At 67.4% G+C, this 24,486-nt stretch carries 18 protein-coding genes; 10 read left to right on the top strand and 8 right to left on the bottom strand.

Annotated features, from left to right (window positions below):
- The first annotated feature begins 171 nt into the window (after window positions 1-171).
- The 4 genes from BMZ69_RS25845 to BMZ69_RS25830 are packed head-to-tail and all read left to right on the top strand — an operon-like array spanning window position 172 to window position 4,814.
- The gene (locus BMZ69_RS25845; RefSeq protein ID WP_092162290.1) at window positions 172-1,371 is read left to right on the top strand and encodes an amidohydrolase family protein; all 1,200 of its coding nucleotides are present in this window, start codon (window positions 172-174) and stop codon (window positions 1,369-1,371) included.
- A gap of 38 nt (window positions 1,372-1,409) precedes the next feature.
- A complete protein-coding gene (locus tag BMZ69_RS25840) occupies window positions 1,410-2,873 on the top strand; it encodes an amidohydrolase family protein (protein ID WP_092162296.1) in 1,464 nt (487 codons plus the stop codon).
- The gene (locus BMZ69_RS25835) at window positions 2,870-3,853 is read left to right on the top strand and encodes an ABC transporter ATP-binding protein (RefSeq protein WP_092162287.1); all 984 of its coding nucleotides are present in this window, start codon (window positions 2,870-2,872) and stop codon (window positions 3,851-3,853) included. The genes BMZ69_RS25840 and BMZ69_RS25835 overlap by 4 nt, the downstream gene beginning before the upstream one ends.
- Window positions 3,846-4,814 (top strand): ABC transporter ATP-binding protein, encoded by a 969-nt coding sequence (locus BMZ69_RS25830; RefSeq protein WP_175506976.1) that lies wholly within the window; start codon window positions 3,846-3,848, stop codon window positions 4,812-4,814. Before BMZ69_RS25835 ends, BMZ69_RS25830 begins: the two co-directional genes overlap by 8 nt.
- 244 nt (window positions 4,815-5,058) lie before the next feature.
- On the opposite strand, the gene BMZ69_RS25825 is transcribed toward BMZ69_RS25830, so the two are convergent.
- The 8 genes from BMZ69_RS25825 to BMZ69_RS25790 all read right to left on the bottom strand — a co-directional run bounded on the left by BMZ69_RS25825 (window position 5,059) and on the right by BMZ69_RS25790 (window position 16,744).
- A complete protein-coding gene (locus BMZ69_RS25825) occupies window positions 5,059-6,762 on the bottom strand; it encodes an IlvD/Edd family dehydratase (RefSeq protein ID WP_092162273.1) in 1,704 nt (567 codons plus the stop codon).
- A 285-nt stretch (window positions 6,763-7,047) separates the two neighbouring features.
- The gene (ggt, locus tag BMZ69_RS25820) at window positions 7,048-8,643 is read right to left on the bottom strand and encodes a gamma-glutamyltransferase (RefSeq protein ID WP_092162272.1); all 1,596 of its coding nucleotides are present in this window, start codon (window positions 8,641-8,643) and stop codon (window positions 7,048-7,050) included.
- A 68-nt stretch (window positions 8,644-8,711) separates the two neighbouring features.
- Window positions 8,712-10,295: an ABC transporter substrate-binding protein gene (locus tag BMZ69_RS25815; protein WP_092162271.1), complete on the bottom strand. Its 1,584-nt coding sequence runs from the start codon at window positions 10,293-10,295 to the stop codon at window positions 8,712-8,714.
- 82 nt (window positions 10,296-10,377) lie between these two features.
- Window positions 10,378-11,085, bottom strand: coding sequence for a GntR family transcriptional regulator (locus BMZ69_RS25810; protein ID WP_092162270.1), 708 nt, complete (start codon window positions 11,083-11,085; stop codon window positions 10,378-10,380).
- A gap of 127 nt (window positions 11,086-11,212) precedes the next feature.
- Window positions 11,213-12,364 (bottom strand): glycosyltransferase family 4 protein, encoded by a 1,152-nt coding sequence (locus BMZ69_RS25805; protein ID WP_175506975.1) that lies wholly within the window; start codon window positions 12,362-12,364, stop codon window positions 11,213-11,215.
- On the bottom strand, window positions 12,361-13,389 hold the full coding sequence (locus BMZ69_RS25800) for a glycoside hydrolase family 5 protein (RefSeq protein WP_092162269.1): 1,029 nt from the start codon (window positions 13,387-13,389) through the stop codon (window positions 12,361-12,363). The genes BMZ69_RS25805 and BMZ69_RS25800 overlap by 4 nt, the downstream gene beginning before the upstream one ends.
- A complete protein-coding gene (locus tag BMZ69_RS25795; protein WP_175506974.1) occupies window positions 13,386-15,167 on the bottom strand; it encodes an alpha/beta fold hydrolase in 1,782 nt (593 codons plus the stop codon). Before BMZ69_RS25795 ends, BMZ69_RS25800 begins: the two co-directional genes overlap by 4 nt.
- A 44-nt stretch (window positions 15,168-15,211) precedes the next feature.
- Entirely contained in the window at window positions 15,212-16,744 is a 1,533-nt protein-coding gene (locus BMZ69_RS25790) for a lipopolysaccharide biosynthesis protein (protein ID WP_092162267.1), read from the bottom strand.
- 696 nt (window positions 16,745-17,440) lie between these two features.
- Between BMZ69_RS25790 and BMZ69_RS25785 the strand changes: the two genes are divergently transcribed.
- From BMZ69_RS25785 to BMZ69_RS25760, 6 genes are all read left to right on the top strand, one after another.
- Window positions 17,441-19,432 carry a GumC family protein gene (locus tag BMZ69_RS25785; RefSeq protein WP_175506973.1) on the top strand — a complete coding sequence of 664 codons (1,992 nt, stop codon included), beginning with the start codon at window positions 17,441-17,443 and terminating at the stop codon, window positions 19,430-19,432.
- Between the two features lie 44 nt (window positions 19,433-19,476).
- A complete protein-coding gene (locus tag BMZ69_RS25780) occupies window positions 19,477-20,685 on the top strand; it encodes a hypothetical protein (protein ID WP_092162264.1) in 1,209 nt (402 codons plus the stop codon).
- Window positions 20,686-21,059: 374 nt separating this feature from the next.
- Window positions 21,060-21,305 (top strand): acyl carrier protein, encoded by a 246-nt coding sequence (locus BMZ69_RS25775; RefSeq protein WP_091833139.1) that lies wholly within the window; start codon window positions 21,060-21,062, stop codon window positions 21,303-21,305.
- On the top strand, window positions 21,305-22,540 hold the full coding sequence (locus BMZ69_RS25770; protein ID WP_280142131.1) for an acyl-CoA dehydrogenase family protein: 1,236 nt from the start codon (window positions 21,305-21,307) through the stop codon (window positions 22,538-22,540). The genes BMZ69_RS25775 and BMZ69_RS25770 overlap by 1 nt, the downstream gene beginning before the upstream one ends.
- Before the next feature lie 4 nt (window positions 22,541-22,544).
- Window positions 22,545-23,465, top strand: a complete 921-nt coding sequence (locus BMZ69_RS25765) for an amino acid--[acyl-carrier-protein] ligase (RefSeq protein ID WP_092162262.1) — start codon at window positions 22,545-22,547, stop codon at window positions 23,463-23,465.
- Between the two features lie 5 nt (window positions 23,466-23,470).
- Window positions 23,471-24,484 carry a DUF1839 family protein gene (locus BMZ69_RS25760; protein WP_244543542.1) on the top strand — a complete coding sequence of 338 codons (1,014 nt, stop codon included), beginning with the start codon at window positions 23,471-23,473 and terminating at the stop codon, window positions 24,482-24,484.
- The last annotated feature ends 2 nt before the right edge of the window (window positions 24,485-24,486 follow it).

The following is a 24,486-nucleotide window of genomic DNA, read 5'->3' as shown; positions in this document are numbered from 1 at the left end:
GCCCGAAAGCTCGTCACAATCCTCAACGCCGTCATCCGGGACAGACAACCATGGCGCGAACAAACCGCTTGACCAACAAGACAGTCGCTCACCCCGACCCTCCCCCGCAAGGGGAGAGGGGGCAGGTCGCGGCCCGATCATGACGACCAAGAATGAGAGGATACGCCTGCGATGACCGCCTCCCTGCTGCTCCGCAATGTCCGCCCCTATGCCGGCAAGGCCGTCGACCTGCTGATCGAGAACGGCAAGATCACGCAGGTCGGAGAAAACCTCCCGGCACCCGCCGGCGTCGCGATCGAGGACGGCAAAGGCGAGATCGTCATCCCCGGCCTGGTCGAGGCCCATACCCATCTCGACAAGAGCCTGCTCGGCCTGCCCTGGTACACCAACGAGGTCGGCCCCAAGCTGCTCGACAAGATCGACAATGAGCGGGAGAACAAGAAGCGGCTCGACATCGATCCCGAGCGCCAGTCCGCCCGCCAGAGCATCCTCTCCTCGCTCAAGGGCACGACCCATATCCGCAGCCATGTCGATATCGACACCGAGCATGGCCTATGGGGCGTCGAGGGCGTGATGAGGACGCGCGACGCCTATCGCGACATCGTCGACATCGAGCTCGTCGCCTTCCCGCAATCGGGGCTGCTGCGCCGGCCGGGCACGCTCGAGCTGATGGACCAGGCGATGAAGGCCGGCTGCGAGATCGTCGGCGGGCTCGACCCCTGCACGATCGACCGCGATCCGAAGGGCCATCTCGACGCCGTCTTCGACCTCTGCCAGCGCTATGGCAAGCCGCTCGACATCCATCTGCACGAGCCCGGCGAGGTCGGCGCCTTCTCGCTCGACCTGATCATCGAGCGCACCCGCGCGCTCGGCATGGCCGGCAAGGTCACGGTCAGCCATGCCTTCTGCCTTGGCACGCCCGACCCGGCCCTGATCGACCCCTTGATCGAGGAACTCGCCGCGCTCGACATCGCGATCATGACGACCGCGCCGGCGAGCCGCCCGGCTCCTCCCGTGAAGAAGCTGCTGCAGGCTGGCGTGCGCGTCTGCTCGGGCTCCGACGGCATCCGCGATACCTGGAGCCCCTATGGCAACGCCGACATGCTGGAGCGGGCGATGTTCGTCGGCCTGCGCAACAATTTCCGCCGCGACGACGAGGTCCGGCTGGCGCTCGACGTCTGCACGACCGAGGGCGCGAAGGTGATGGAGATCGAGGGCTACGGGCTCGATGTCGGCTGCGTCGCCGATCTCGTCCTGCTGCCGACCGAGTCGATCGCCGAGGCCGTCGCGACCCGTCCGCCGCAGCGCCGCGTGATCAAGCGCGGCAAGGTCGTCGCCCGCGACGGCGTCTCGATCAGGACCGCGCCGTGACCCTGCGAGCCAAGACACGACCGCAAGGCCGCATCCTGATGACCGCCCGCTGGGTGGTCGGCCACAAGGACGGCCGCCATCGCCTCTATGAGAACGGCGAGGTCGTGTTCGAGAACGGCGAGGTCGTCTTCGTCGGCCACGGTTTTCCGGGCGAGGTTGCCAGGCGCCTCGACTACGGCCACGCCCTGATCGGGCCGGGCTTCATCGACTGCGACGCGCTCTCGGATCTCGACACCACCATCCTCGGCTATGACAACCAGCCGGCCTGGAAGAAGGGGCGCGTCTGGCCGCGCAGCTATCTCGAGGCTGGTCCCTACGAGATGTATACGCGCGAGGAGCTGGCCTTCCAGAAGCGCCATGCCTTCTCCCAGCTGATCCGCAACGGCATCACCACGGCGCTGCCGATCGCCTCGCTGTTCTACCGCGCCTGGGGCGAGACGGTGCAGGAGTTCGAGGACGCGGCGGAAGCGGCCGCCGATCTCGGCCTGCGCGCCTATCTCGGCCCGGCCTATCGCACCGGCAACCAGCTGGTCGAGGCCGACGGGCGCATCGCCACCCATTACGACGAGCCCCGCGGCCTCGCCGAGCTCGACGCCGCCATCGACTTCGCCGGGCGTCATGATGGCGCGGCTGGCGGGCTGATCCGCGCGATGTTCGCGCCCGACCGTATCGAGACTTCGACCGCCGAGCTGCTGCGCCGGACCGCCGCCGCTGCGCGCGAGCTCGACGCGCCGGTGCGGCTGCACTGCTGCCAGTCCAAGATCGAATACGACCTCGTCCTCGCCCAGCACGGCATGAGTCCGCCGGAATGGCTGGAGAGCCTCGGCTTCCTCGACGAGCGCTGCCTCTTGCCGCATGGCACGGTGGTCTCGGGCAGCCGCCTGATCGACCGGCCCGGCCGCGACCTCGAGATCATCCGCGATTCCGGCGCCAGCATCGTCCATTGCCCGCTCGTCTCCGGCCGGCATGGCGGCGCGATCAACCATTTCGGCAGCTACCGCGCCATGGGTCTCAACATCGCCATGGGCACCGATACCGCCCCGCCGGACATGGTGATGAACCTGCAGACGGGCATGATCCTTTCCCGCACCATGGCCGGCAATGTCGGCGCCGTGCGCTCCGAGGACTATTACGACGCCGCCACCATTGGTGGCGCGAATGCGCTGCGGCGGCCCGATCTCGGCCGCCTCCAGCCGGGCTCCCGCGCCGACATCACCGTCTTCGCGTTCGACCGGCCGCATAGCGGGCAGATGATCGATCCCATCCAGACGATGATGCTGACCGGCCATGGCCGCGATTTCTCGACCGTGGTGATCGACGGCCGCTTCGTCATGGAGGACCGGGCCATCCCCGGCCAGGACGAGGCCGCCGACAACATCCGCGCCCAGAAGCAGTTCGAAGGCGTGATGGCGCGCTATCCGGAGCGCACCTTGGGCCATCCGCCGATGAGCGAGATCTTCTCGTCCAGCTACCCGATCGAACGCAAGGAGGACGCCGCGTGAACGCCCAGTCAGCGCTGCTTTCGGTGCAGGATCTGCGCATCGTCTTCGACGGGCGGCGCGGCCCGCTGACGGCGCTCGACGGCGTCTCCTTCGAGATCGCGCCGGGTGAGATTTTGGGCGTGGTCGGCGAGTCCGGCGCCGGCAAGTCGCTGACCGGCACGGCGGTGATCGGCCTGCTCGATCCGCCGGGACGGCTGGCCGGCGGCGAGATCAAGCTGTCTGGTCAGCGCATCGACAATTTACCGGCCGAGGCGATGCGCAAGCTGCGCGGTCGCCGGATCGGCGCGATCTTCCAAGATCCGCTGACCTCGCTGCATCCGCTGCTGACCGTCGGCGAGCAGCTGGTCGAGACCATCATCACGCATCTGCCGGTGAGCAAGAGTGAGGCGCGCAAGCGCGCGCTCGACCTGCTCAAGGAGGTCGGCATCCCCGCCGCCGAGACGCGGATCGACCACTACCCGCACCAGTTCTCCGGCGGCATGCGCCAGCGCGTCGTGATCGCGCTCGCGCTTTGCGCCGAGCCCATCCTGATCATCGCCGACGAGCCGACCACGGCGCTCGATGTCTCGATTCAGGCGCAGATCACCACGCTGCTGAAGCGGCTCTGCCGCGAGCACGGCACGGCGATCATGCTGGTCACGCACGACATGGGGGTGATCGCCGAGACGGCCGACCGGGTCGCGGTGATGTATGCCGGGCGCGTCGTCGAGATCGGCCCGGTCGAGGAGGTGACGCGCCGGCCGCGCCATCCCTATACCGCCGGACTGATGGCCTCGATCCCGAGCGTCCATCGCCGCAATGCGCAGCTCAACCAGATCGACGGCTCGATGCCGCGTCTGAACGCGATTCCCGCCGGCTGCGCCTTCAACCCGCGCTGCGGCTTCGCCACCGATCTTTGCCGCGAGCACAAGCCCAGCCTGCCGGTCTCCGGCCATGCCGCCGCCTGCCATTTCCCGCTGCGGGAGATGGCCCATGGCTGAGGCGAACATCATTCTCGAAGTTACCTCGGCGTCCTGCCGCTTCGACGTCTCGGCGCCGGCCCTGTCGCGGCTGTTCTCAGCTGAGCCGCGCCGCATCCTGCGCGCGGTCGAGAACGTCTCCTTCAGCGTCGAACGCGGCACCACTTTCAGCATTGTCGGCGAATCCGGCTGCGGGAAGTCGACGCTGGCGCGCATGGTCGTCGGCCTGCAAAGGCCAACGCAGGGCATGCTGGATTTCAAGGACATCAAGCGCGCCGACGGCTCGGTCGGGCCGCCGCGCGTGCAGATGATCTTCCAGGACCCTTACGCCTCGCTCAATCCGCGCTGGCGCGTCGGCGACATCATCGCCGAGCCGATCCGCGAACTGAGGCTGCGCAAGGACGAGAGCGAGACGGGAACCCGTGTCGGCGATCTCCTGGAGATCGTCGGTCTGTCGCGGGCGGATGCGAGCCGCTTCCCGCACGAGTTCTCCGGCGGCCAGCGTCAGCGCATCTCGATCGCCCGGGCGCTGGCGACCGAGGCCGACTTCCTGGTTTGCGACGAACCGACCTCGGCGCTCGACGTCTCCGTGCAGGCACAAATCCTCAACCTGATGGTCCGCCTGCAGAAGGAATTCGGGCTGACCTATCTCTTCATCAGCCATAATCTCTCGGTGGTCCGGCACATGTCCGACCATCTTGCCATCATGTATCTCGGCCGTTTCGTCGAGAGCGGGCCGGCGGAAGAGGTGTTCGGCCGGCCGCGCCACCCCTATACGCGGCTCCTCCTCGACACGATCCCCGATGTCGAGAAGCCGAACCGCCAGCGCCGGCCGATGTCGGGCGAGGTGCCGAGCCCGATCGCGCCGCCGCCGGGCTGTGCCTTCCATCCGCGCTGCGTGCAGGCGGTCGAGCGCTGCCGGAGCGAGGCGCCGGCACTGCGCCGGGAGGGCGAGCTGGAGATCGCCTGCCACCTGGCTTGAAGGTCGTCGGCACGGAACCATGCCGTCTTTCGGGGGCGGCTTTCAGGGGCGAGCCCGGAACTCATGACCACGACGCTGTTCCAGCTCGTCATGCTCGCCCTTGTGGCGAGCATCCACGTCTTGGACGCCACCTTGCCTGAACGAAGACGTGGATGGTCGGGACAAGCCCGACCATGACGGAAAGGGCTGTGTTCATGGGCTCAGGGCTCTTCGCAGCGCGAAGCCTCGGAAAGACGGTGAAGGTTCAGCAGAAGTCGAAATCGACGCCTTCGTCGGCCTGGAGCACGTGCTCGTCGTAGAGCCGGTCATAGCCGCGGCGCTTCTTTACGGGGCCGGGTGGCAAGGCAGCCCGCCGCGCCTCAAGCTCGGCCGTATCGACCAGCAGATCGAGTCGGCGCTCACGCACGCTGAGCCGGATCCGGTCGCCATTGCGCACGAGCGCCAGCGGACCGCCGACTGCCGCCTCCGGCGCGACATGCAGCACGATCGCGCCATAGGCGGTGCCGGACATGCGGGCGTCGGAGATGCGCACCATGTCCTTGACGCCCTTGGCTGCAAGCCTGCGCGGGATCGGCAGATAGCCGGCTTCCGGCATGGCCGCGGCGCTCTTGGGACCGGCGTTCTGCAGGACGAGGATATCGTCCGGGCCGACATCGAGATCGGGATCATCGATGCGGGCGGCGAGGTCCTCTAGCGAGGAGAACACGACGGCGCGGCCTTCATGCTCGAGCAGGCGTTTCTCCGCCGCGGCGCGCTTGACGATGGCGCCGCGCGGGGCGAGCGAACCGAATACGGCGACGAGACCGCCATCGGGGTCGACCGGGTCGGCGCGCGAGCGGATGATCGTGCGGTCGAGCTGGTCGAGCAGGGGCTCGTCGATCAGTTCGCCCAGCGTCCGGCCGGTGATCGTCAGGCAGTCGAGATGCAGGAGGTCGCGGAGTTCCTTCAGCACGGCCGGCACGCCGCCGGCGGCGAAGAAATCCTCCATGTAATTGTTGCCGACCGGCTTCAGGTTCACCAGCACCGGCGTCTCGTCGGAGAGCCGGTTGAGGCGGTTGAGGTCGACCTTGATGCCGGCGCGGCGGGCGATGGCGGTGAGGTGCACCACCGCATTGGTCGAGCCGGAGATCGCCAGCAATACGCGCCAGGCCTTCTCGATCGCCTGTTCGGTGACGATCTGGCGCGGTAGCAGGGCTTTCGTGCCGATCAGTTCGACCGCGCGCTTGCCGCTTTCCTCGGCGCAGCGCAGGCGGTCGGCATGGACGGCCGGGATCGCGGCCGAGCGTGGCAGCGACAGCCCCAGCGTCTCGGCGATGCAGGCCATGGTCGAGGCTGTACCCATCACCGCGCAGGTGCCGGCGGTGGTGGCGAGCCGGCCTTCGACCACGTCGATCTCTTCCTGGTCGATCTCGCCGGCGCGGAAGCGCGCCCAAAAGCGGCGGCAATCGGTGCAGGCGCCCAGCCGCTCGCCCTTGTGGCGGCCGGTCGACATCGGCCCGGCGACGAGCTGAACGGTTGGGACATTGGCCGAGAGCGCCGCCATCAACTGGGCCGGCACGGTCTTGTCGCAACCGCCCATCAGCACGACGGCGTCGATCGGCTGGGCCCGGATCATCTCCTCCGTGCCCATCGCCATCAGGTTGCGGAACTTCAGGCTGGTCGGGTTGAGGAAGACCTCGCCGAGCGAGATGGTCGGGAACTCGACGGGCAGGCCGCCGGCCATCAGCACGCCGCGCTTCACCGCCTCCAGCAATTCTGGGAAGTGGCGGTGGCAATTGTTGAAGCCGCTATAGGTGTTGGCGATGCCGACGATCGGCCGCGCCAGGGCCTCGTCGGAATAGCCCATCGAGCGGGCGAAGGAGCGGCGCAGATAAGCTGCGAAGTCCGGGTCGCCGTAATTGGTCAGCCCCCCGGCGATGCCGCGCCCCTTAGGCTTGTCGTCTGCCATGCCCGCTTCTCCCTCGACTTGTTCTGAAGAAGAAGCTTGCCGGGATCGCCGGCGCTGTCGAGGCCGCCTCATGCAGGGCGGTCTCGCACTGGGGGTAGCCTTCCAATGCGGTGCTCGCCTGGACTCCTCCCTTCCCCCTTGCGGGGAAGGGTTTGGGGATGGGGGGCGAACGACCGGGTGACCGGCGGATCGTAGAGGCGGATCCGCCCGATTCCCGGCGAGTTCACTTCGACTTTCCGCCCCCCACCCCTGCCCCTCCTCACAAGGGGAGGGGTTCTCGCGCGCTCAATATCCCAGCGCGCAGCCGTCCTTGCGCGGGTCGGAGCCGCCGGTCAGCGTGCCGTTCTCCCAGTCGATCCAGATCGCCTGGGCGCCGCCCATCGGCGATTTCGGCGGCTGCACGTCGAAGCCGCGCGCCGTAAGCGCCGCGCCGACGCTGTCGCGCAGGCGCGCTTCGGCCTCGACCGTGTTCGTGCCCGGCAGCGGGAACAGGCGCGGCAGGTCGATCGCCTCCTGCAAATCGAGGCCGTGGTCGAACAGCTTCGCCAGGAAATGGGCGTGACCCATCGCCTGGTAGTGCCCGCCCATCACGCCGAAGGGCATGACGACGCGGCCGCCCTCGGCGAGCATGCCGGGGATGATGGTATGCATCGGGCGCTTGCGCGGCGCGATCGCGTTGGGATGGCCCTGTTTCAGCACGAAGCTCTGGCCGCGATTATGGAAGAGCACGCCCGACTTTTTGGTCATCAGCCCGCTGCCATAGGGCGAGAAGATCGAGTTGATGAAGGAGACGGCGTTGCGGTCCTTGTCGACGACGCTGATGTAGACCGTGTCCTTGTGCTCGGCGCCGCCGGGGATGACCGGCAGCGGATCGAGCGCGCGCTCGGGATCGATCATCCCGGCGAGCTCGTCGGCGAGTGCATCCGACAGCAGATGCTCGATTGGAACCTCCGCCTTGGCGGGGTCGGCGAGGAAGCGGTCACGGGCGGCATAGGCGAGACGGGTGGCTTCCAGCTCGATATGCAGGTTCTCGGCCGCGAGCGGGCCGCCCTTGGGCTGGAAGCGCTCGAGGATCTTCATGATCAGCAGCGCGATCACGCCCTGGCCGTTGGGCGGGCACTCATAGACGGTGCGGCCGCGGAAGGTTGCGCTGATCGGCGTGACGTATTCGCCTTCGGCCGCGGCGAAGTCCTCCAGCGTATGCAGGCCGCCGGCGGTCTGGAGGTAGTCGACCATCTCCCGGGCGGTCTCGCCGCGATAGAAGGCGTCGCGCCCTTCGCGGCCGATCGCTTCGAGCGTATCGGCGAGCGCCGGCTGGCGCTGAACCGTCCCGGCCGGCGGAGCCTTGCCGTCGACGAGGAAAGTCGCGGCGGCATTGGCATCCTTGATCAGCAGCTCGTACTGGGCGGCGAGGTCGTAGGCGACGCGCGGGGTCAGCGCATAGCCGTCGCGGGCATAAGTGATGGCAGGCGCGAAGACTTCCGCGAGTGGCAGGCGGCCATGATCCTTGTTCAGCCGGGTCCAGGCGTCGATCGCGCCGGGCACGGTTACGACATGCGGCGAATGCCGCTCCAGCGTGGTGATGCCGGCCTTCGCGTACCAATCCAGCGTCGCGGCGGCGGGCGTGCGGCCCGAGCCGTTATAGGCGATGACATCGGTCGATCCGCCCTGCGAATAGAGCACGAAGCAGTCGCCGCCGACGCCGGTCGAGCCGGCCTCGACGACGCATTGCACGGCGCAGGCGGCAATCGCCGCATCGATCGCGTTGCCGCCGGCCTTCATGATGTCGAGCGCAGCGAGCGTCGAGGCGGGGTGCGAGGTCGCCGCCATCGCATTGCGGCTGATGGCGAGGGAGCGGCCGGGAAGCTCGAGATCACGCATGGGAGGGGCTTTCGTGGGAACATGGCCGGCGTTGATCGCCGGCCATCTGGGAAGGACGCGACGGGCGCTCAGCCCTTGCGCAGATTGGTGAAGACCGGGACGCCGTTGAGCATGCCGGTCAGGTTCTTGCGGTAGGCGACCGGCTGGAGGTACTGGCCGGCCGGAACATAGGGCACGTCCTGCATCGCCTGCAGCTCGATCTCACGGGCAATCGCCTTCTGCTCGGCCGAGTCGCCGGCGGTCAGGAAACGGGCACGCAGCGCCTCGATCTGCGGGCTGTCGGGCCAGCCCGGGCTGCCCTTGGCGCCGTTGCCGCGCAAGGGCGAGCTCGTCGCCGGCGAGCCGAGATCGAGCCCCGCCCAATAGGTGACGTAGCAGCTCCAGCCGCCCTGCTCGACCGGATTGCGATTGCTGATCCGCTGCAGGACGGTGCCCCAGTCGGCAGCGACGAAGTCGACATTGACGCCGATCTTGCGCAGCGCATCCGCGGCGACGTCGCAGACCAGCGAGATGCGCGGCACGTCCTGCGCCGCCAGGAAGACGGCGCGCTCGCCCTTGTAGCCGGCGGCGGCGAGCTCCTGCTTGAGCTTGCCGAAATCCTTCGGCCCCTTCAGAGCCTTGGCCGCGACGTCGGACGCCATCGGCGAATTGTTCGGGAAGAAGCCGATGCTGCCGCGCTCGACCTGCGGGTCGCCGCCGCAGACCGCGTTCATGCACTCTTCCTGGTCGATCGCCTGGAGGATGACGCGGCGGATCGCCGGGTTGTTGAAGGGCGGCTGTAGATGATTGAGCCGGAGCTGCCCGGCCATGCCGGTCCGGTCCTTGACCTCGACCACGATGTTCGGGTCCTTCCGCAGCAGCGGCAGGAGGTCGATGATCGGCTGCTCGACCCAGTCGACCGCGCCGGTCTGCAGCGCCGAGACCGCGGTCGCGGCATCGGGCATCACGGTGAACTCGATGCGGTCGAGAAAAGGCGTGCGCGGCCCGGCGGTGAAGCTCGGTGTGCCCGGGCGCGGGACGTAACCCTCGTGCCTGGCATAGACATGGCGGGCGCCGGCGATGCGCTCGGCCGTGAGATAGCGATAGGGGCCGCTGCCGATCGCCTCGGGGATCTGCTTGAACGGATCGGTCGCGGCGAGGCGCTCCGGCATGATCGCGGCGACGAGCGCGCTCGGGCGGGCGAGTGCCGCCGGCAGCTGCGGGAAGGGTGCCTTCAGCCGGAAGACGATGGTGCGGTCATCCGGCGCCGAAAGCTCGTCGGTCGCCGCCATCAGCGCCTGGCCGAACGTATCGCGGGCGCCCCAGCGCTTGATCGAGGCGACGGCGTCGCGCGCCAGCACCTTGCTGCCGTCATGGAAGACGAGGCCGGGCCGCAATGTCAGCGTCCAGCGCTTGCCGTCCTCCTCGACGACATGGCCCTCGACCATTTGCGGCTGCGGCTGGAACTGGTCGTCGAGCCCGTAGAGCGTGTCCCAGACCAATAGGGCGTGGGTGCGGGTCGAATAGCCGTTGGTCCAGATCGGATCGATGATCGCGACGTCGGAATAGGGCACGAAGCGCAGGGTCTTGGCATCCTGGGCGCTGGCGAGATGCGGCGCGGCTGGCAGGAAGGCCACTGCGGCCGAGGCTTTCAGGAACTGGCGTCGATCCATCGTTGATCCCCTCATTGTTCTGGCTGAGCCTCGGGCGTCCCTCGGCAGTGCGGCCTTCTGGCGAGCCGCTGCATGGTTCGGTTCAGATCTGCGTGCTGGCCGGCAAGGTCGATGGAACGCCTGCTGCTTGGCCGCGCTTGCGCAGGAACTCGGCGAGGCGCGGTGCCGTACGCAGGACGTGGTCGCGCATCACCGCTTCGGCATGCTCGGCATCGCCGGTCCTGATCGCCTCGACGACTTCGTCCTGGCGCTCGGTGGCATGGGCGGGCTGGGCGACATGATGGAGCCAGACCCGCATAGAGGGCTCGACGGCGATGTGCAGCGCCGCGATCTGGGCGATCAGCTTGGGGCGCCGGCTGAGGCCGCAGATATAGGCGTGGAATTCCTGGTGCTTGGTCAGCCAGTCGGCGCCGCCGGCTGCACCGGCACGGTGCATGCGGGCGACATGGTCGTCGAGTTCGGCCAGCGCCGCTGCATCGAAGCGCGGCATGGCCAAGCGAACCGCGAGCCCCTCCAGCACGGAGCGGATCTCGAACAGCTCGTAGATCTCGTCGATGGTCAGGCCGGAGACGACGCAGCCCCGATTGGGGCGGATCAGGACGAGGCCTTCATTGGCGAGGCGCTGGAAGGCTTCGCGCACCGGCATGCGGCTCATGGCGAGCTCGCGCGCGATCGTCTCCGGGATCAGGCGCTCGCCCGGCTGATAGCGGCCACTGCGGATGTCCTGCAGGATGGCGCGGTAGGCTTCGTCCTGCGCCGTCGCGGCCATCCCCTTGGAGGCGAAGCTCATCCCATTACCCCTCAGCTGGCCGGCGCGCCGTCAGCTATTCTGTATGAGTGTATCCACTATTACAAAGGCAGAAGCCGGCGGCGCGCAAGGGTTTCCTTGCGCGAGGGCAGTGCGATGACGTCGAGGGTCAGAGCGCCGCGGCGTAGAACTCGAGATAGCGGCGGGTGACCTCGTGCCAGGAGTAGGATGCGAGGTCGAAGAGGCGCGGGCGCGTATTGCCGGGATAACGGACGAGATCGGCATAGGCCTGCTCGACGGCCGAAGCAGCCTCGTCCGGATCGGCGAAATCGACGGTGCGGACGACGGGAAACTTGCTCGCCAGGCCGGCGAAGGCGGCATTGGGCTGGACGACCGGCACGAGGCCGGCGCTCATCGCCTCGACCAGGGCCAGGCCGAAGCCCTCGAATTCCGAGGCCGAGACGAAGAGCGAGGCGCGGCTCATCACCTGTCTCGCCGCGGCGTCGTCGAGGCCGAGATGCAGCGTCACGTTCCGCTCCATGCCGGCATCGGCGACCGCCTTGCGCAGCGCTTCCTCCGTCCAGTCCGAGGCGACGCCGAGCATGTCGAGCTGCCAGGACGGCTCGCGCCGCGCCAGCGCCGCCATCATCGCGATCAGCCGGTCCGGCCGCTTGTTCTTGGAGAAGCGGCCGATGCTGACGAGGCGCCGCTGCGGGTCGGGGCTTGAGGCGCCGGCGAATTTGTCGAGGTCGACGCCGTTCTCGATGACCCGGACCTTGCCGGGCGCGAGCCGCTCGAACATGCGGGCATCGTTGGTGCTGCAGCCGGCGATGCCGCGATAGACCTGCGCCGAAAGCCGGGTCGGGCCGTTGAACCAGAGCTTCTTCAGGCCGGCGAAGTCGGCGGTGTGGAAGAAGCCGCCATGGGTGGTGGCGACGAGCGGCTTGCGGTGGAGCAGCCACCCCAGAGCGAGCGCGTCGAAGAAGAAGTCGATCGCGTGGACATGGACGAGATCGGCCTCGCGCAGATGCTTGAAGACCTCGGGCGCAAGCGGATAGCGCGTCGAGCCGCGGAAGGGGATGCGGGTGATCGGGATGCCGTCGATCTGCTCGCTCGCCGGCAGGATGAGCTCGGGCCGGGAGAACAGGCGATCGAGCGTCACCACGGAGGGCTTGAGGCCGAGCGCCAGCTGAGCCCGGCAGAGATTGGCGACGACATCTTCCAGCCCGCCGCGATTGGGCAGGAACTGACGCACGACATGGACGATGCGCGTGCCGGCCGGCAAGGCAGGCGTGGCGCGATGGGAGAACGGGGCAGTCACGGTTTGGCCTCCCGGCCGCAGATGGCGGTCGACCGCTTCGCCTTCAAGCGTTCGATCAGCACCTTCATCTGGGGGCGCTCGCCGGCCTTGGTGGGCTCGAGATTGAAAAGATAGTCGGCCGGCCACCAGGGCCCGGCGCCCCAGGCGGTCCAGCCGAGCCATTGCTGCGGGTTGGCGTCGAGCTTCGCCGCCATCTGCCTCAGCGCAATGAGGCACTCCGGCTTGTCGGAGGCGGCGAACTCGCCGAGGAAGCCGCGGCGGCCATTGGCCTTGAGCCAGGCGGTGACGTCGTCGATCGCCTTGAGCGCATTGGCGGCCGCGGAACATTCCGGGGCGCGGCCGGAATAGTCGGCATCGAGATATTGGTGGAAATCATAGGCGTAGCGATCGAGCGGATCGGAGACGCCGAGGAGGTCGCGGCCGTTATTGCCGACCGGCAGGTCGGAGGTCCAGCTATGGGCGCCGCCGAAGGCCGTGCCGGTGACCAGCAGAAGCTGCCTGGCGCCCGCCTTGCGGATCGCGGCGATGGCCGCGTTCTGGATCTTCGCCCAGTCGGCGCTGTGGATGTCGTGGGGCTCGTTCATCAGCGAGAAGACAAGCCTGGGCCGGTCGCGGTAATGCTCGGCGAGCCGGCGCCAGACATCGGCGAGCGCCTCGGCCGGGAGGTCCTTCGAGCCGAGCTGCTTCTTGGCATAGTAGCCGTAATTGTGCAGGTCGATGATGGCGATCAGCCCGGCCTCGTTGATCCGGCGGACGGTCTGGTCGAGATAGGCCAGTTCCATGATGTCGAGCCCGCCGTTGAGCCGGGGCTGGATGCGCTCCCAGCGGAAGGGCAGGCGGATGGCGCTCGCGCCGAGCTTGCCGAGCCGCTGGATCGTCTGTTCGCCGGGATAGGTGTAGTCGGTGTCGATCTTGCCGGGCGTCTCGCCGAACTCGGCGCCCGACAGGTTGACGCCGCGCAGGCAGGTTTCCGCCTGCGCCGGCAAGGCGGTGAGCAAGGCCAGAGCGAGTGCGGCCAGCCTCACGGCGCGACGATCCGCAAGAGCGCATCGAGCAGCCGGCGCCCGGCGGCGAGATGGGTGAAGTTGTGGTCGGCGTTCGCAATGATCGTCAGCGAGGCGTTGGGATAGGTGGCGAGGCGTTTCCCGCCCTCATCGAAATAGGTTTGGAATTCTGCGATGCCGACATCGCCATCGGCATAGATCAGCGACAAGTCGACCTCGCGCGCGGCGAGCCTGGCAAAATGGCGATGGCATTGGTGGTAGAGCCGGCCATGCTTGGTCAATCGTCCGAGCACGGGCGCGAGCTTGATCGAGAGCTGCTTGCGGTAGCGATAGATCAGATAGCGTCCCGCAGCTCCGACGCGCAGCTTACCGGTGAGCAGGCGGCGCAGGCCGTCCTTGCGAGCCAGCGTCGCGCCGAGATCGCCCGTGCTGCGATGGGCATAGCGGATCGCGTCCTCGACGCTCTCGTCGGGATCCCAGACGAAGCGCTCATTGTTGACGATGACGAGGCGGCGTATGCGCTCGTCGACCACGGCGGCATGGAAGGCGGCGTAGGCGCCGCTGCAACGCCCGATCAGGACGGGCGCGTCGAAGCCGCGCGCCTGCATGGCGTCGATGGCGAGGCGGACATCGTCGATCTGCGCCTGCGAATAGAGGGTCTCTTCCGGTTCGTCGGGAGCCGTGCCGCTATCGCCGACGCTGCTCGCGTCGAAGCGCAGCGAGGCGATGCCGCGCGCCGCGAAGGCGCGCGCCTGGTTCAGGGTGACCCGGGCCCAGCCGATATGGTAGTCGCGGCCGGCATTGACGAAGAGGACGGGTTCCCGCGCCGCCGGCCCGAGCGGTTCGCAGAGCACGCCGAACAGGCGCCCCTCCGGGCCAAAGCGGATCGGCCGCTCGACGAAGCCGTCGCCGAGGAGGCCTTGTGCCGGGCCTGGCGGCTGTGGCGTCCTGGCATCGGGCGCGGAGCCCGCCGCCTGAGCGCGCGCGACGATCCAGTCGACGATACCGGCGATCGTCGCCTTGGGTGGGCGAGCCGTGACCGAATCTGTGGTCAGCGTGTCGTAGCCCTCGTAGTCGCGCTGCGTGACGGTGGCGCCGAGGCCGGAGAGCATTTCGGCCAGGGTCGCGTCGCCACCATGGCCGGGCCGCGACAACAGCAGCACTTGCTTGGATGGCGCCTGTCGCAGCGTACCTGTATCGAGCGTGGCGAACGCAGACAGGCGGCCGGGTGCGATGCGCAGGCCGGCCACGGCGCAGCGCGTTTCATCGTCGGGATCGATACCCATGCCGATCCGATCCGAGACGATGCGCGACCAGACCGAGAGTTCCCGCACATAGCGCTTGCCGTTGCCGACGGGCGCCAGCAACACGCTTGCCGCGACAGGCGCGAGTTCCTCGGCGAGCTTGAGCGCCAGGGCGCCGCCAAGTCCTTGGCCGAGCAGGACGAGGCGCTCGCAGCCGCTGGCGCGGCGCAGAAGGTCGGCGGCGGCGCGGATCGTCTCGAACCAGTCGTCAAGCCCCTGCGGATCGGCGGCTTCATGGGCATCGCCCTGGCCGGGGTAGTCGAAGCGCAGGCAGGCGATGCCCTTGTCCGAGAGCGCTTGCGCCAGGCTGCGCCAGGTCGCGCGCAGGCAGAATTCTTCATAGCCGATGGCGCTGAGCATCAGCACGGCGATCGGGGCGTGGCCGGAATGGAAGACGCCCATGCTGCTACCGAACGTGACGGGCTCGCCAAAAGGCGAGGTCGTGGCGGCGGCGGCCAAAACGGGATGCAGCGCACTCCGAACCGGTGTCTGCATCGATGATGGACCTGCTTCGGCGTAAACGAGAATGGGCTGGGATGTCATTTCGCCGCTTCCGAAGTCACCGCGCCGGGCGCGACGAGGCCCAAGAACCGCCTGGCTAGTCGCCCGGGCTCGGATGGCAGGCGCTCCAGCAGATGGTCGAGCATCTCGGCATCCTGTTTCGGCACTGCCGTCAGCAGGCGCAGCATCGCGCCGTAAACGACGGCCCCGGCGACAATGCCGGCAATCAGGCCGCTCGCCCCAGGCAGCATCCGCGTCGCGGCCAGCGCGGCGAGGCCGCAGAGAGCGCCTGCTGCGGCGATCTTGACGATCGCCACCGTCAGCCCGCGCGACTCTCTCTTCAGGTTGATGCTCCACAGCAGAGCCAGGCTCATGGCCAGGAACACCAGATCACGGATCACGGCGGCGCCGATGCCACCCCATTGCGGGACGACCAGGAAGCAGCCGCAGACCATCAGGACCGCCCCGAGACCGCTGATGGCAAGGCGGTACTTCATCCGGTCCATTGCGTAGAGATATTGCGTGACGAGTTGAATGAAGACGGCCGCAGGAGCGCCGACAGCCATGATCGCGACGATGACGCCGGCCGGCTCAAAGGCCGGTCCGTAGACGGAGAGGACGAGCGGGGTGGAAATGGCGGCAAGACCAAAGCAAAGCGGAAACGTGATGTAGGCGAAATTTCGCACGACGCAGGCGAAGATCTCTGCCGACGCATCCTGCTCCCCGATGTGTTGCCTCTCGACATAGAAGGGTATGAGGCTGCCCGTCAGCTGAATCGGTAGTTGCAGCGCCAGGTTGGTAAGGGTCAGCGCCACCGCATAGAAGCCGACCAGCTGCGCTCCGTGGAAATTCTGGAGGAAAACCAGCTCCGGCCGGGTCAGGAACACGGAGGTGAGCACAAACTCGAAGAACAGGATCATCGAGCTTCCCGCCAGCGTCCGCGGGCTGTGGCCGGCGTTGTTGGGCGCCGTCAGCATGATTCGAATCGAATACAGAAATAAGACGGATTGCCCGGCGATATAGCCGATCAGGGCGCCCTCCACGCCATGGAGATAGGCGCCTGCGAGCACGACGCTGATCTGAAGCGCGGAGACGATGCCGGTGAAATAGAAGAATGTGCGCAGGCGCTGCTCGCCGATGAGGTAATTCTTGGTGAGCGAGCCTATTGATTGAACGAACAGCAAGACTCCCGTGAGCGCGATCGCCGCTGGCGTGGAATCGATCCACTGCGTGCCGCCAAACCAACAGAAGCTCCAGAAGAGCCCGACCAGAATCGTGGTGGCGAGCGCGACCGGCAAGGCGAGATAAGCGGCAAATCCGCGCCGCGCCCTGTCGTCCGCGCCTTGGGCCTTCAGCTGCGGCAGCAGACGCAACAGCAGGACGCCGGTACCGAACTCGGCTATCAGCGCCCCCGTTGCAGCGATCCACAATGCGAAGGCGATCGTTCCGTTCGCCTCCGGTCCCAGCAGGCGCGCCACGATCACCGATGAGCCGAACCCGCTCACCAGCAGCAGCAAGCCAGCTGCTGCATTCATGACCGAGTTCGACATGATGCTGCTACCGCGGGTCATCGAGACACCGGTCCATCCTGCATCTGGCCGTCAGCGCCGCGCGATGTGTCAATGTTCGCCAGGTCCGTCCTCATGTCTTGCTCGATTCAGGCAGCGGGCCGCTTGTCCAGCCGGACCCGCGGCCGGAGCGTATTGCCCAGAACCGCCTCGCCATCGTCAACCGACCGGTCAAGGCGTGGACAGCCACGCCTGCCAGGGGACGTAAAAGCCGCGGCAAATGGACCAGAATGCCGTAGCCGTGCTCGCGCATTGCGCATCAGATGTCCACGCATGCTGTCTGGACCTGTTCCTCGTCACGGCGTGCCTGCCGAGCCGGCCTTCGCGAGAGCAGGAATAGCTGGCACGAGCTAAGCAATGGTTGGCGTGGCCTGGGGATTTCTTCCTGTTGTAAACGAGACGTGAACGGGATGGCCTGGATCGCCGGCGTATCGGCGCAAGGCGAGGCCGATCAGGCTAATTTTCGTCAATATTGAACTATCATCGACGCGTTTCGAGTGAAATATTTCTTTGCTGGCCTTTGATCGATTAGTTAATTTTTGGAGAGTTGATCACTTGAATATTTGAATAGAATTGTAATTATTCCGTTGCCGAAATGTTAACCACGCACCGGCAGGATGCGCGGTGGAATTCCAGCCGAGTCCGTCGGCGCGTCCGGCCGCGGATGCGCCGTGCCGGGCCGGATCGAGGAGGCTTGTGGTGTCGGCTGCGTTGGAGGCGGGAGGAAGGGAAGAGGCGTCGGCGCAAGGCCGCGCCTCCGCTGCTTTCAGCCTGTCCGAACTGCTCCAGCTGCTGCAACGCCGCCGCCGGCTGGTGATCGCCAGCGCCGGCGTCGGCCTGCTGCTGGCGCTCGCCTATCTCTCGGTTCAGGTGCCGGTCTACCGCGCCACCGCCGAATTGCTGGTCGACCCGCAGGCGCTCCAGGTCGTCGGCAAGGACATCGTGCGCACCGACACCTCCGCCTCGATCGACTTCGCCAATGTCGACAGCCAGGCCCTGGTGATGACCTCCACCGGCGTGCTGCGGCAGGTGATCGAGGAACTCAACCTCGAGAACGACCCCGCTTTCGTCAGGCCGCCGGGGCTGGTCTCGCGGCTGCTCGGCAAGCTGGCGCAGCCGACGCCGGAGCAGCGCCTGGCGCAGGCGGTCGACACGCTGAAGAAGGCGATCGTGATCCAGCGCGTCGACAACTCGCTGGTCTTCCGCATCACCGTCTCGCATCCGCAGGCCCAGAAGGCCGCGGATGTCGCCAATGCTCTGGCCCAGGTCTATTTCCGCCAGGGCAATGACGGACGCCGCGCCGTGGTCGAGCGCGCCAACACGACGCTGATCGAGCAGATCGCCGGCTTGAGGACGCAGCTCGACACGGCCGAGCGGGCCGTCCAGGCCTTCCGCAGCCAGCACAGCCTGGTCAGCACCGGCGAGGGCGGGCTGATCATCTCGCAGCAATTGCGTGACCTCTACGGCCAGATCAGCCTGGCGGAGGCCGAGATGGCGCGCCAGCAGGCGCGGCGCGACCAGCTCGCCCGCTATCGCAATGGCGATCCGCTGTCCGACACGCTGCCGGAGGCGCTCACCTCGTCGGTGGTGACCTCGCTCAGGGGGCAATATGCGCAGAGCGCGCGCGAGGCGGCGAGCCTTGCCCAGACATTGGCGCCGCAGCATCCGCGCCTGATCGAGATCCGGGCCGAGCTCGCCGAGACACGTCGGCTTCTCACCGGAGAGCTGGCCCGCCTGCGGGCCACGGTGCAGGAGAGCTATCGCCAGGCCGAGGCCAATCTCGCCAATCTCAGGAAGCGGGCGACCGAGCTGACAAAGTCGCAGGAGGTCAGCGGCGCCGCGCAGATCAAGCTGCGCCAGCTCGAAAGCGAGGCCGAGGCGGTGCGGGTCGTCTACAGCGCCTCACTGCAGCGCGCCAAGGAACTGGAGCAGCAGAAGCGGATCGAGACCAATAACTCGCGCATGCTCTCGGAAGCGGTGGCGCCGGCGACGCCGACCAAGCCGCCCGCCCCGCTGGTGCTGGCTGCGGCCCTGCTCTTCGGCGCCTGTGCCGGTCTCGGCATCGCCTATCTGCTGGAGTGGCTGCCGTCCTCGCGCATCCTGCCCGAGCGGCTGAAGCCGCTGGCGCCGCTGACGCCGGAGGCGGCCGGTCAGGCGATCGGCGTCGGGACCGTGGTCTCGCTGCCCGCCGCGGCAGCGCGCCGCGAGGATGCGCTCATACCGGTGACGCGCCTGCTGCAGAAGACGCTCGGCCCGCATCTGCCGGCCTCGGTGATGATCGCCGGCTCGGTCGACGAGGCCACGCAGAAAGCTCTCGCCGAGCATCTCGCCAACAGCCTGGCGGCGCATGGCGAAAGCGTGCTGCTCTGCCAGGACGGCTCCGGCCGCGACATGAACATCCGCCGGATCGAGCCGGCTGCCGCGGCTACGGCCCGACCGGGACGGAGGCGCAACTTCATCGTCATGCGGCAGGCCTCGCCATCGGACGGTAAGGCAGGTGCGCGACCGGACGCGATCGTGCTCGCCTCGTCCCTCACCGGCGAGACCCCGCGCAGCCTGGTCGACCAAGCGGCAGCGATCGACCCGGTCGGCGAGCACATCATCGCGCTGGTCGTTCCCGAGGATACGGGGGGCGGTGCGCGCGGCCTGGCGTCGCGCTGGCTGCGGCGCCCGGCGCGGGCCGCGGCGTGAACCCGCGGGCGGGACGCGCGGGCGGCATCGACCCGGCTCGCCCGATGCCGATCCTGCCATTGGCGCTGCTGATCGGCGCGCTCACCTTCAACTTGGCGTTGTGCTTCATCAACACCAACGTCATGGGCATCAACGACACCATGGTGATGGGCTGCGAGGTGGTGCTGGTCGCGACCGCGCTCTATCTCGGCCTCGGCCGCAACGCCGCGCCCTATCTGCTGCTGGCGATCTTCCTGTCCTACGCCGCCATGCTGATGGCGATGCGTCCGCTGATCGACCCCAAGGCAGTCCGCGACTTCCTGATCCCGGTCGCCTTCTATCTGCTCGGCAAGAGCTGCGACGATCCGCGCGTCGCCGATCGCGCCGCCTGGCTCTGCGGGGTCATCGTCGTCGCCTTCGGCCTGTTCGAGTTCGTCGCGCTCGACGTCTACGTGAAATATTTCAACATCATCAAATACTATGTCGCGCGCGGATCGGTGGCGCCGGGCGACATCAGCAACCAGACAGGTGCGCTCTTCACCAGCGGCCTGCGTCCGGATGCGCGCACGCTGCTGCCTTTCCTCGGGCCGCATCGGGCCTCATCGGTCTTTCTTGAGCCGGTCTCGACCGGTAATTTCGGCGCGATCCTCTATATCTGGGCGCTCAACCGCCCGGCGATGGCGAAGCGCTGGCTGACCATGGCGGCAGGCATGGCGGCGATCGTGCTCAGCGACTCCCGCTTCGGCGCCAATGTCTGCATCGTTGCGACGGTCGCCTATTTCGCGGCGCCGATCACGCCGCGCTTCGTCTGGCTGGCTGCGCCTTTCATCCTGTTGAGCGGCTTCGCCGTCTACGGCTTCATCAGCGCCGAGGTGAAATGGGAGAACAATTTCGCCGGCCGCATGCTCTGGACGGCGCGGCTGATCACCTCGCTCTCGCCCGCCGCGGTCTTCGGCCTGTCGCCGGACAAGCCGTTCCTGGCGGATTCCGGCTATGCCTATTCGCTGAACCAGATCGGGCTGCTCGGCGTCATCGGCTTCTGGAGCCTGTTCATCTTCGCGCCGGAAAAGTCGCCGCGGGCCTGGCGCTTCAAGGTCTGCGTCGCGACCTATATCTGCCTTTTGATGATCGTCAGCGACTCCGTCTACTCGATCAAGACGGCGGCCCTGCTCTGGTTCATGACCGGATCGAGCGATGGCGATCCGGGAACCGAGTCTCAACCGGCCGTGCGACCTAACCCGGCCCCAAGCTTTTCTGCTGCTCCGGCTGGTTGAAACCCCGACCTATCTGATCGGATCAGGTCGTCATCCCGGAGCTGTGCCGCTTCGCTGTGGCCGGAATGACGGAGCAGGATGATCGAAAAATACTCTAAAAACCGAGTATTCGTAGCAATCTGCTGTTTACCACATCTCCAGACGCCAGGACCTGAAGCACATCAGTCAGTCTTTCTGCTGCGGGTGCAAGGTAACTTTAAATTTTATGCGTTAGCCCTGACGCAACGAACAATACGGCGTCAAATCAGCCGACCGAAGCCCTCTGACGGCGATCGCGAGCGCCCTGGCGCGAGCGCCTGCCGCAGCATGGCGAGGTCGCACCATGGCGGGGCCGCGAGGCGGCACCGGTCGATCAGACAGGGCAGGACCGAAAGATGAAGACCAGGATCCGCGAAATCCTCAAGACCACCGGCAAGCTGCCGGTCGATGTCGCAACCCTCGCCGACGAGGCCGATCTCTATAATGCCGGCCTCACCTCCTTCGGCACGGTCGAGCTGATGATGGCGCTCGAGGAGGCCTTCGAGGTCGAGTTCCCCGACAACATGATGAACCGGCGCAACTTCGCCTCGATCGCCGCGATCGAGAGCGCGATCCGCACCATCCAGAGCGAGCACGTCTGATGACGACGCTCGCCCGCCTGGCCGAAGCCGGCTACCAGCTCACCTCGGAGACCTCGGGCGCCAGCGCCGAGGCGCAGAAGGCGATGATCGCCAAGGCGCGCAAGATCGCGAAGGTCGCGGCCGAGCACGCCGGCGATGTCGATGCCAGGTCGCGCTTCCCGCACGAGGCCTTCGAGGCCCTGAAGCGCGAGCGGCTGCTCGGCATCATGATCCCGGCGGCCCATGGCGGCGAGGAAGCGAGCCATGCGACGATCGCCGAGATCTGCTCGGTGCTGGCCCAGGCCTGCGCCTCGACCGGCATGATCTACGCGATGCACCAGATCAAGGCGTCGAGCCTGGTCGTGCATTGCAATGACGATCCCTGGCACGCCTCCTTCATGGCGCGCATCGCCCGCGAGCAGCTGCTGCTCGCCTCGGCGACGACCGAAGGCGGCGGCGTCGGCGGCGACCTGCGCTCGTCGATCTGCGGCGTGGTGCGCGAAGGCGACGACTTCACGCTCGACAAGGAAGGCTGCCTGATCTCCTACGGGGCGCAGGCCGACGCCATCCTGATCACCTCCCGGCGCACGCCCGAAGCGCCGCCTTCCGACCAGGTCATGTCCGTCCTGACCAAGGACCAGTATACGCTGGAGCGCAGCGCCGCCTGGGACACGATGGGCATGCGCGGCACCTGCTCCGACAATTTCACCTTCGCCGGCCGGGCTCCGGCCGAGCAGATCATCCCGGTGCCCTTCGCCGAGATCGCGGCGCAGTCGATGCTGCCCAACGCACATCTGCTCTGGGCCTCGGTCTGGTACGGCATCGCGGCCGAGGCCGTCGCCCGTGCCGAAGGCTTCGTGCGCAGCGAGGCGCGCAAGCGCCCGGGTTCGACTCCTCCGAGCGCGCTGCGCCTGGCCGAGCTACTCGCTCGTCTCCAGCAGTTCAAGGCGCTGGTCGTCGCCGGGCTCGATCGCTATGAGCGCGCCCGCGGCGATGCCGACGAACTCTCCTCGATGGGCTTCGTCGTGGCGATGAACAGCATCAAGGTCGTGGCCTCGCAGAGCGTCGGCGAGATCGTGATGCAGGCCTTCCTGATCTGCGGCATCCAGGGCTATCGCAATGACAGCCCGGCGAGCCTGGCGCGCCTGATGCGCGATGCGCTCTCGGCGCCGATCATGATCAACAACGACCGAATCCTCGGCAACACCTCCAACCTGCTGGCCGTCTACAAGCACGACCCCAGCCTCTCCAGGTGATCGCATGTGCCAGAACTGCCCCCAGCCGCAGGGTTTCCTCGCGGAACTGATCGATAGCGGCCTGCTGATCGACACCGGCGTCGACGGCCTCTATGGCCGCAGCGGCTTGTTCGAGGAGGTCATCGCCCGCTTCGACGACCTGATCACCCGCCATGGCGGCCAGGACGGCGCCGAGATCGTGCGCTTTCCGCCGGCGATGAGCCGCAAGCATTTCGAGAAGAGCGGCTATCTCAAGAGCTTCCCGCAGCTTGCCGGCACCGTGCATTCCTTTGCCGGCGACGAGCGTGCCCATGCCCAGTTGCTGCACAATGTGGCCGATGGGGTGGACTGGACCGACGGACAGATCTCGACCGAGGTCGTGCTGACCCCGGCGGCCTGCTACCCGCTCTATCCGGTCGTCGCCAAGCGCGGCCCGCTCAAGGCGGAAGGCGCGCTGTTCGATCTCCAGTCCTACTGCTTCCGGCATGAGCCCTCGAAGGACCCGGCCCGGATGCAGCTCTTCCGGATGCGCGAATATGTCCGCTTCGGCACGCCCGAGCAGGTCACCGAATTCCGCGCGACCTGGCTGGAGCGCGGCCAGGAGATGATGGCCTCGCTCGGCGTGCCGCTCAATCTCGACGTCGCCAACGACCCGTTCTTCGGCCGCGCCGGGCGCATGCTCGCCAACAACCAGCGCGACCAGCGCCTCAAGTTCGAGCTGCTGATCCCGATCGAGAGCGAGGAGAAGCCGACCGCCTGCCTCTCCTTCAACTACCATCAGGACCATTTCGGCACGACCTGGGGCATCGAGACCGCTGCCGGCGAGACCGCGCACACCGCCTGCGTCGGCTTCGGCATGGAGCGGGTCGCGCTCGCGCTGTTCAAGCATCACGGCTACGACGTCGAGCGCTGGCCGGCTTCGGTGCGCAACGTGCTCTGGCCGTGAGCGCGATGACGGCCCAGCAAAAGATCGCCGCGCCTGCCGCCATGGCGGGCCGGCTCCTGCCGGTCGATCCGCTCGCCTATGACCGGCATGCCATGCATGCCGGCGAGCGGCATTGGCCGCAGACCAATTGCTATGCCGATCTCTGGATCGAGATCCTGCATGCGCTCGGACTGGAGCCGGCGGCGGCCTTCGGCTTCACCGTCACGCAGGATTTCGAGGGCGACCAGTTCACCTTCTTCAAGCCGCCGCTCGACGACCTCGAAGCGCTCTACGGCCTCAAGGTGACGGAGCTTGCGCTCTATGACGATCTGATCGGCCATATCGAGCAGCAGATCGGGCTCGGTCGCCTCGTCCTGCTCGAACTCGATTCCTTCTACATGCCCGATACCCGCGGCGTCTCCTATCGCGACAGCCACGGCAAGACGACGATCGCGGTGAACCGGCTCGACCGCGGCGCTCGCGAGCTCGACTACTTTCACAATGACGGCCTGCACCGGGCCGAAGGCCAGGATTTCGATGGTTTGTTCCGGTTGCTGCCGGGGCAGATGCGCGAGGACACGCTCTTCCCCTATGCCGAGATGGTCCGCCTGCCGCAGCGCCGGCCGGACGAGGCGGCCTTGCGCGCCACGGCGCTGAAGCTGCTCGCCCGCCATGTCGCGCGCCGGCCGACCGACAATCCGGTCGCGGCCTTCCGCGTTGTCGCCACTCAGCAGGCGGAGGCGCTGGCCGAGCGGCCGGGCGCGGCCTTCCATCACTACGCCTTCAACACGCTGCGCCAGCTCGGCGCCAATTTCGAACTGCTCGCCAGCCATCTCTCCTGGCTTGGCCAGTCCGTCGATGGGCTGGAGGCCGCCCGCGATAGCTCCCTGCGCATCGCCGAGGGTGCCAAGGTGGCTCAGTTCCATCTCGCCAGGGCGATGAAGCAGAAGCGTTTCGAGCGCTTCGACGCGACGCTGGCCGGCCTCGTCGGCGAGCACGACCAGGTCAGCGAGGCGCTCGGGCAGCGCTTCCCCGGCTGAGC

This window comes from Allobosea sp. CRIB-10 (assembly GCF_900112185.1).
Classification (GTDB): domain Bacteria; phylum Pseudomonadota; class Alphaproteobacteria; order Rhizobiales; family Beijerinckiaceae; genus Allobosea.
This window is presented reverse-complemented; position numbering and strand designations above follow the sequence as displayed.

Bases quoted from the DNA above. Each gene is read 5' to 3' on its own strand.
- BMZ69_RS25845 (WP_092162290.1), top strand. From the start codon at position 172: ATGACCGCCTCCCTGCTGCTCCGCAATGTCCGCCCCTATGCCGGCAAG.
- BMZ69_RS25840 (WP_092162296.1), top strand. From the start codon at position 1,410: ATGACCGCCCGCTGGGTGGTCGGCCACAAGGACGGCCGCCATCGCCTC.
- BMZ69_RS25830 (WP_175506976.1), top strand. From the start codon at position 3,846: ATGGCTGAGGCGAACATCATTCTCGAAGTTACCTCGGCGTCCTGCCGC.
- BMZ69_RS25825 (WP_092162273.1), bottom strand. From the start codon at position 6,762: ATGGCAGACGACAAGCCTAAGGGGCGCGGCATCGCCGGGGGGCTGACC.
- ggt (WP_092162272.1), bottom strand. From the start codon at position 8,643: ATGCGTGATCTCGAGCTTCCCGGCCGCTCCCTCGCCATCAGCCGCAAT.
- BMZ69_RS25815 (WP_092162271.1), bottom strand. From the start codon at position 10,295: ATGGATCGACGCCAGTTCCTGAAAGCCTCGGCCGCAGTGGCCTTCCTG.
- BMZ69_RS25810 (WP_092162270.1), bottom strand. From the start codon at position 11,085: ATGAGCTTCGCCTCCAAGGGGATGGCCGCGACGGCGCAGGACGAAGCC.
- BMZ69_RS25795 (WP_175506974.1), bottom strand. From the start codon at position 15,167: ATGCAGACACCGGTTCGGAGTGCGCTGCATCCCGTTTTGGCCGCCGCC.
- BMZ69_RS25790 (WP_092162267.1), bottom strand. From the start codon at position 16,744: ATGACCCGCGGTAGCAGCATCATGTCGAACTCGGTCATGAATGCAGCA.
- BMZ69_RS25780 (WP_092162264.1), top strand. From the start codon at position 19,477: ATGCCGATCCTGCCATTGGCGCTGCTGATCGGCGCGCTCACCTTCAAC.
- BMZ69_RS25775 (WP_091833139.1), top strand. From the start codon at position 21,060: ATGAAGACCAGGATCCGCGAAATCCTCAAGACCACCGGCAAGCTGCCG.
- BMZ69_RS25770 (WP_280142131.1), top strand. From the start codon at position 21,305: ATGACGACGCTCGCCCGCCTGGCCGAAGCCGGCTACCAGCTCACCTCG.
- BMZ69_RS25765 (WP_092162262.1), top strand. From the start codon at position 22,545: ATGTGCCAGAACTGCCCCCAGCCGCAGGGTTTCCTCGCGGAACTGATC.
- BMZ69_RS25760 (WP_244543542.1), top strand. From the start codon at position 23,471: ATGACGGCCCAGCAAAAGATCGCCGCGCCTGCCGCCATGGCGGGCCGG.